Annotated in this window: 6 protein-coding genes and 3 pseudogenes; 4 read left to right on the top strand and 5 right to left on the bottom strand. The window is 58.5% G+C overall.

Translation table 11 applies throughout. The features are described from left to right. A pseudogene (gene istB / locus AS026_RS11540) lies at positions 1-725 on the bottom strand (IS21-like element helper ATPase IstB); the annotation flags it as partial. Beyond that, entirely contained in the window at positions 722-2,020 is a 1,299-nt protein-coding gene (gene istA / locus AS026_RS11535) for an IS21 family transposase (RefSeq protein WP_062369591.1), read from the bottom strand. The gene istA and the pseudogene istB, both read right to left, overlap by 4 nt. A gap of 192 nt (positions 2,021-2,212) precedes the next feature. On the opposite strand from istA, the gene AS026_RS43975 reads away from it, so the two are divergent. Beyond that, positions 2,213-2,347 (top strand): hypothetical protein, encoded by a 135-nt coding sequence (locus AS026_RS43975; protein ID WP_280949575.1) that lies wholly within the window; start codon positions 2,213-2,215, stop codon positions 2,345-2,347. Positions 2,348-2,897: 550 nt separating this feature from the next. On the opposite strand, the gene AS026_RS11525 is transcribed toward AS026_RS43975, so the two are convergent. Beyond that, complete coding sequence (locus tag AS026_RS11525; protein ID WP_425349788.1) at positions 2,898-3,164, bottom strand: hypothetical protein; 267 nt, start codon at positions 3,162-3,164, stop codon at positions 2,898-2,900. Between the two features lie 279 nt (positions 3,165-3,443). Between AS026_RS11525 and AS026_RS44175 the strand changes: the two are divergent. Both AS026_RS44175 and AS026_RS44470 read left to right on the top strand, forming a co-directional pair. After that, positions 3,444-3,753, top strand: a pseudogene (locus tag AS026_RS44175) (hypothetical protein). 52 nt (positions 3,754-3,805) lie between these two features. Beyond that, positions 3,806-4,017: pseudogene (locus AS026_RS44470) on the top strand (SAM-dependent methyltransferase); the annotation flags it as partial. Positions 4,018-4,154: 137 nt separating this feature from the next. On the opposite strand, the gene AS026_RS11520 reads toward AS026_RS44470, so the two are convergent. Next, positions 4,155-4,988 carry an SDR family NAD(P)-dependent oxidoreductase gene (locus AS026_RS11520; protein WP_062369680.1) on the bottom strand — a complete coding sequence of 278 codons (834 nt, stop codon included), beginning with the start codon at positions 4,986-4,988 and terminating at the stop codon, positions 4,155-4,157. Positions 4,989-5,088: 100 nt separating this feature from the next. Next, positions 5,089-5,775, bottom strand: coding sequence for a ChrR family anti-sigma-E factor (locus AS026_RS11515; protein ID WP_062369679.1), 687 nt, complete (start codon positions 5,773-5,775; stop codon positions 5,089-5,091). 185 nt (positions 5,776-5,960) lie between these two features. On the opposite strand from AS026_RS11515, the gene AS026_RS11510 reads away from it, so the two are divergent. Continuing rightward, positions 5,961-7,001, top strand: coding sequence for a cysteine synthase A (locus tag AS026_RS11510; RefSeq protein ID WP_062369678.1), 1,041 nt, complete (start codon positions 5,961-5,963; stop codon positions 6,999-7,001). Positions 7,002-7,007 lie beyond the last annotated feature (6 nt).

Raw genomic sequence — 7,007 nt, 5'->3', positions numbered from 1 at the left:
CCGCAAGGCCGTGGCGCGGGTCAATGATAGTCACATGATGCACCACCCCGTCGACAATAGCGGCAGTCTGCGATGCTTGGTTCGCCGAACACTGTTCCCCATTCTCCGACACTGCGGTTGGACGTGATGAGCATTGCACCCCGCTCGTAGCGCCTGGACACGAGCTGGAAGAACAGATGGGCGGCGTTGGGGTCGAACGGAAGATAGCCAAGCTCGTCGATGATAAGCAGCTTGGGCTTGGCAAGAAACGCGAGCCGCTCTTCCAGGCGTCCCTCGCCATGGGCTCTCACGAGCGTTGCAACCAATGCCTGCGCCGTAGTGAACAGCACCGTGTAGTTTTGGCGGATGACCTCTCTTCCAAGCGCGATCGCGAGATGGGACTTCCCAACGCCAGGCGGGCCAAGAAGCAGCAATGCATCGCCATTTGCCACCCAACGGGCGGTGGCAAGTTCTCGGATCTGTTGCGGATCGATACTGGGCTGCGCTTCGAAATCAAATCCCTCGAGATCTCGTACATGCGGGAAATGCGCGATCTTCATCGCCATGATGATGCGTCGTTCGTCCTTCCTTGCAATCTCGCGTTCGCACAGGAATGCGAGTGTCTCGCGGATGGTAAAGTCGGCCCGTGACGCTTCGTCAAGGAGGTTGTCGAGCTGATCGCGGATGGCCGTCAGCTTCAGTCGGCTCAGCCAGCCGATCAGCGTGTCATGATCAACTATCATCACCATTGCCCTCCGATTAGCCGCTCATATTCCGACAGCGGGCGAAGAAGGTCGGGTAGCTTGGGAGCCGGGAAATCGGCCCCCGCGGCTTGCTTGACAGGCATGCCGAAGCCACTAACGCCGGCAAAATGGGCGGGATCCGTCAGACGTCGATGACGACCGTGTGCCTCGGCATGGCTCGCGACAAGATGTCCAGCATGGAACACGCGGACCTGTCCCCCGCTGATTGTCACCTCGACAATCTCGCCGATGAGCCGCGAAGGGACCGAATAGGCGTTGGTGTCGACTTCAACGGCGCAGTCGACGTGAACCTTGCGCAGCAGCTCTCGAATCTGACGAAATGGAGGCCTGCCGTTTAGTGGACGTAGCGTCGCAGCTTCGTCGCGAACAAAGCGCTCGAGTGGTGGTTCGCCTGTCGTGCCATGGCATCTAAGATCGGCAACCGTGCGCATCCACCACGCCAGATGCCGGTGAAGCGCCTCCATGCTGTCAAAGCTGTGTCCGGCAAGTGCGTTGTGCTTCACATACCCGACGCCGCGCTCGTCTTTGCCCTTGGTGCGCGCCCGGTATGGCGCACAAGCGCGAGGACGGAACTCCCAGTAACGAGAGAAGGCGTGCAGTCGATCGTTGAACACAATCTCGCGCGTCACCGCGTCGTGCCGTGTCACCAATGCCGCAGCATTATCGAGCAAGACCTCGCTTGTGACACCGCCAAAATGCCTGAACGCTGCCTCGATGCCATCGAACCAGGCAGACTGACGTTCGTGAAGAAACGCAGTCACGAACGTGCGACGCGAGTAGCCAAGTGTCGCCACGAAGATGTAGACCCGAACCTTCTCGCCTCCGATCTCCATTCTCTTCTGGCCAAAATCAATCTGCATCTGCTGACCGGCCGGGGTCTCGAAGCGCATTGTCGCCAACGCTAGCGCCGCAAGCTGCTGGCGATACCCACTGACAGCCCGCTCAACCGTGCGGAGGCTGACCTCGATGCCGAGTTCACGGCCCAGATCCTGCCGCACGACATCAGCGTTGCCGCCATGGCGAAAGAACCGCTCACGAACCCACGCCTCATGCTTTGACAGTTGCGTTTCCCTGCGGGCTCGTCGATACCCGCGCCAGCCACCCGTCTCGATATATCGCTGCACCGTCGTACGAGAGCAGCCAAGCTCCAACGCGATCCGCCTAGTGCCCCAACCCAGCTTCTTGAGCCGCAGCATCGCAGTCACCTCGTCCGGTTCGAGCATCGCTTCTCTCCGCGCCAATCTCGCGGAGATCTTCGTACCTGTCTCGACGTCCATCAGTCCCTCCTAAGGTGTAAAAGGGGGACCAGTTTTAGGTGTCGCTACCGGACCAGTTTTACATGTCGCCTGACAGCAACCATGGAGCCGCCAAGTTTTGACAGCGGAATCCCAGTCCTCCGAGACCCGGTCGGTAGGATAAAAATCACTCCCAGTTCTGGCAGAACGCATCACGTCACATTGGAGTCATTGGTGCCCGGAAACGCCTTTCATTTCACGATCATGGTCGTCGATCCCGGCGGAAACTGGGACGTGCTGACGAAGCAATTTCGCGACGCTCGGGCGGAGGGTGACGGTGCAATTCTCCCAGATGCGCATTCTCAATGATGGCGACCCATCCAGCGTTGGTGGAGGGGAGTTTTGATTTCGTGTTTCCGCAGGCGATGACCACCGTGCAATGAACATATTGCAGGATTTCCACATCCCAACGATGGATATTGACGATTGGTCGGAAACCGGTCGCCCGTATTCAATCGGATTCGCTTATGTCGGGAATACATTTGCATCGATCCCAACGGACCGCCCAAATATTTGGGTGGGATCGTGGGGCGTGGAGCATGATGGCCCCCTGGAGTCGGATGAAGGAGCCGGAAACTTTCTAATGAAACTTTCGCTGCCGACCGGGTTCAGGGAGACCGTCTCGAGCAGAACTGTAAAAGCTGCGATGCCCCACGACCACGACCGGCGATGACTTCGGTTACGAGGTCGATGTGACATTCTCTGTCGAATACGGTCGATGATAGTGGCAGTTCTCAAAGAAAAGCCGTCGACATTCGCGCCGACGGCTTCTTTTCGTGGGTGCCACGGTTGGCGCCCGTGGCACTGCTGACTAGAAGTTAAAATACAGGCTCACGCCTGACCTACGATTGTAGGGGTACTAGTCGCGATAGCCGTATCGGGGATAGCCGTAATACCGCGGACGGTAGCACGAGCCGTAATACCGACAGTCGCGATAAGCGTACCGCCGATTCTTCCAGTGGCCATTCGCATATCCGTTACCGTGGCCGCGGTGCTTGACCTGCTCGACGTCGGCGGTGTGGATAGGTGCTGCTTTCGGTACGCCAATTGGCGCGGCGTTTAGCGGCAGGGCGAAAGATCCAGCCAGGACCATGGCTGCGAGTGCGGGCAAAATCTTCTTCATCATCGGATCATCCTTTCAGGCTGCGAGCCTGGGTTAACAGGCATCAACCTCCGATGAACGGCTGCGCGCTGCGGACTTCGCAAAAAAGTCAGCCGGCGCGCTGCTTTTGTTGGAGCAGGTAATGACCACGCCAGCCATTGGTCTAGTTCCCGGAAAATGAGATCGAAAAGCTCAGCCCTAGATGCTCCTTCTAATACCTTGCGCATACAGGCTTCGGATCAGCATCGGAACAATTTTACCTGCAGAAGAAAAAGCCCGCGAAAGTTGGGCGACCGGTGAAAAATCCGCGCGATTTTTGCCGCTGGTCTGGCGACCTCCGCTTTTGCCCAATCCGTTCCCGACCCGATCGGCCCGACCAATGGCGGCTCGAAAAATCCGAGGTCCAGCACCTACCCCGGCGACTAAACGAGCAGTGAAACGGCACGCATCCGATCACTGTCGCTCCGGTTGACCCGATGACAACGCCGAGTATCACACCACAGCCGAGGCGCTGGATTGCCGAGGCATGCCGCAAGCGAATTCGGGTGTTGATACCCGTGGTAGCGAGAGCGGCGTATCCATCAATGACGCCTGCCGCGAAAGCGACGACTGATCTGACACATCGTTGATTTCCAAAGGGCCGGTCTAACCGGCCCTTCCCTTTTGTGCTGCCGACCCGCTCGGCGGAGGAAGCCACGGTGGCAATACCGCTCCCAGAAGCTGAATTGTCACTGGTCAGAGACTTTTGTTTCTGGTTAGACTGCGCCTCCTGCCGAAAGGCGCGAGCGTTTTTGGTCGACATTGGAGCGCATTCGCCTATTTGGTTTTGATGAGCGCTTCAAACGGCCGTTGGGAGTTCGAGTTATTTCGAATGTGAGCAGACTTCCGCACTAGAACATAGACGTTCGCCAGGACGTCTATTCGCGGAGCTGACGAGAGCGGATGGCGGCCCTTTTAGGCAGATGACCTCCTGTCTGGCCGTCATCCGCCTCGTCCTTGCCTGGAAACTGAACATCACTCCGCAGGATGCGGCATCGCCGGACGGGCGTGCTTTTCAAGCGGTCGCTCCCGCCATCCCGTCGAGCGATTGACCAGCCAGAAATAGAGCCCGTAGGGAAGAAGATTGACGAGCTTCATCATGTAGGTGAAGCGCTTCGGGAAGGTAATCTCGAAGCGTTGAGACTTGAGTCCTGCCGAAATCTGTTCGGCGGCCTCCTCGACCGAGACCAGCGAGGGCATCGAGAATTTGTTCTTCTTAATCACAGGCGTATCGACGAAGCCCGGATTGATGAGCTGAATGCGGATGCCCATCTTGTCGAGATCGAATTTCAAGCTCTCGGCCATGTTGATCAAGGCGGCTTTGGTCGCACCGTAGGCCGCGCTTGTCGGCAGGCCGCCATAGCCTGATACCGATGAAACGACGGCGATCTGCCCCTGCCCTTTGGCCTTCATGTGCCGCACGGCCGGGATGAGGCAATTCACGACACCCTGCAGATTGACCGCGAAGCTCTGCTCGAAATCGCTGAGATTCAGTTCTTCCGCGTGGACCGGGAAATAGACCCCCGCATTGAAAACCGCCAGCGCAAGTGCGCCATGTTCATATTCGATTGACGCAAGCACGTGCTCCATGTCTTCGGCGTTGGTGACATCGCCGTCGAGCACGATGATGCTGCCGGGTAGGTCCGAAGCTTCGGCCTGCAATTCCGCAAGCTTCTCGTGGTCGCGAGCGGTGACGGCGACCTTGTATCCGTCTCCGGCGAGCTTCAATGCCAACGCTCGCCCGATTCCGGAACTCGCGCCCGATATCCAGGCTATTCCATGTTCGGGACGGGCGACGAAATCTGGCATGGCACATCTCCTCCGGGCTGTTTTCCAAACGTCAAAACAGGTCCGGGAGTTCCTCGCCATCTCCCGGTTTCAAGGGAATATCACGCCATTGTGGCTGCTTTCAGCCGATCAGGTCTCGGATGAACTGGGGGAAGGAGCCGGTGAGCTTGATCGGCGCGTCAAAAACCGAAAACGCGATGCAGGGACGATCTTTTTCGGCAACAGGTCGGTGGTCGACGCTCTCGTCCGCTACGGAGATGTCGCCAGGCCCGAAATGGCCGCGACTGTCGTTGAACGCGCCGTCCAGGATCAAGGTGAGCTCCATGCCCTTGTGGGTGTGTGCAGGCAAAGCCCGGCCAGCCTTGATCCACATCAGGCTGACTTCGCATCCATCGATATCGGTCGAGTACTCCTTGAAGCCGGGAAGCTTCGTCTTCCAGGGGACCGTATCCACATCATAGCCGACCAGGTTGCGAATCGCCTTCGGGAAGAACCCCTGTTTTGTCGGCAGATCGGCTGGCCTTTCAGCTGGCAGCGCAGAGGCGAAGACCGCGGCGAGGCGCACCTCGCGATCGCCCATTGCAGCTTCGGGTGTCTCCTCGAGGGCCTCCCCAGCAAGGGATTCCAGATCTCTCACCAGCAAGCGATGATCGGGCTTCATTTCAAGATGCGATTCGACCAGCACGCGTGCCGGCTCAGGAAGGGATCCGGCGACGTAATGCGCCATCAACGCATCGACCGTGTCGATATGCTCATGAACCATGACGGTTTCGGTTGTTTTTGCTTCTGGAGACTGCTTTGTCGTCATCCCTACGCTGAAAGTCAATCTCCGGATCACAAGGCCGGCGAACGGCTCTGGCTCGAGTGCCTGGACGGCGGCGAAGTCTAATTTTGTCGCTGCGCTCAAAGGGATGGAATAGCATTTCTTGCCAACCTAGCCTTGTGAAGGGAAAAGACCGTTCCTAAACTAAGCGTTCAAAAGAGGCAGAGTCCATGACCGTCCATCCCTCCGTTCTAGAGGCAATCGGCAACACCCCGTTGATCAAGCTCAAGGGTGCGTCGGAAGCGACCGGCTGCACTATTCTCGGCAAGGCGGAATTCCTCAATCCCGGCCAGTCGGTCAAGGATCGCGCGGCGCTCTACATCATTCGCGACGCAGAGAAGAAGGGCCTGCTGCGGCCGGGCGGCGTCATTGTCGAGGGGACCGCCGGCAATACCGGCATCGGCCTGACGGTCGTTGCAAAGGCGCTCGGCTACCGGACCGTAATCGTCATCCCGGAGACGCAGAGCCAGGAAAAGAAGGATGCGCTGAAGTTGCTCGGCGCCGAACTCGTCGAGGTGCCCGCCGTTCCCTACAAGAACCCGAACAATTATGTGAAGGTCTCAGGAAGGCTTGCCGAACAGCTGGCGAAGACGGATCCCAACGGCGCGATCTGGGCGAACCAGTTCGACAACGTCGCCAACCGGCAGGCGCACATCGAAACGACGGCCAGCGAGATCTGGAACGATACCAACGGCAAAGTCGACGGCTTTATCTGCTCCGTCGGCTCTGGCGGGACGCTTGCGGGTGTGGCCGCCGGCCTCAAGGCATTCAACAAGGACATCAAGATCGGCCTGGCCGACCCCGACGGAGCCGCGCTCTACGAATTCTACAAGAACCGCGAATTGAAAGCGTCGGGTTCCTCGATCACCGAAGGGATCGGTCAGGGACGGATCACAGCGAACCTGGAAGGCTTCACGCCCGATTTCGCCTGTAGCATTTCGGATGCGGAAGCCCTGCCCTACGTCTTCGATCTCGTCGAGCATGAAGGTTTGTGCCTGGGCGGATCGACGGCAATCAACATCGCCGGCGCAGTACGCCTTGCCAAGGAGCTCGGTCCCGGCCATACCATCGTGACAATCCTCGCCGACTACGGCAACCGCTACCAGTCCAAGCTTTTCAACCCCGATTTCCTGACGTCGAAGGGCCTGCCGGTTCCGGCGTGGCTCGTCAAGACGCAAGACATACAGATCCCATACGAACCAGCAGCGTGAGACCCC

Origin of the sequence: Rhizobium altiplani (assembly GCF_001542405.1) — a bacterium.
Classification (GTDB): Bacteria; Pseudomonadota; Alphaproteobacteria; order Rhizobiales; family Rhizobiaceae; genus Rhizobium; species Rhizobium altiplani.
Note: the sequence above shows the minus strand (reverse complement) of the source record. Positions and strands in the feature narration are given on the sequence as shown.

Excerpts from the sequence above, each read along its gene's own strand:
- istA (WP_062369591.1), bottom strand. The coding sequence starts at position 2,020 with ATGGACGTCGAGACAGGTACGAAGATCTCCGCGAGATTGGCGCGGAGA.
- AS026_RS11525 (WP_425349788.1), bottom strand. The coding sequence starts at position 3,164 with ATGATGAAGAAGATTTTGCCCGCACTCGCAGCCATGGTCCTGGCTGGA.
- AS026_RS11520 (WP_062369680.1), bottom strand. The coding sequence starts at position 4,988 with ATGCCAGATTTCGTCGCCCGTCCCGAACATGGAATAGCCTGGATATCG.
- AS026_RS11515 (WP_062369679.1), bottom strand. The coding sequence starts at position 5,775 with ATGACGACAAAGCAGTCTCCAGAAGCAAAAACAACCGAAACCGTCATG.
- AS026_RS11510 (WP_062369678.1), top strand. The coding sequence starts at position 5,961 with ATGACCGTCCATCCCTCCGTTCTAGAGGCAATCGGCAACACCCCGTTG.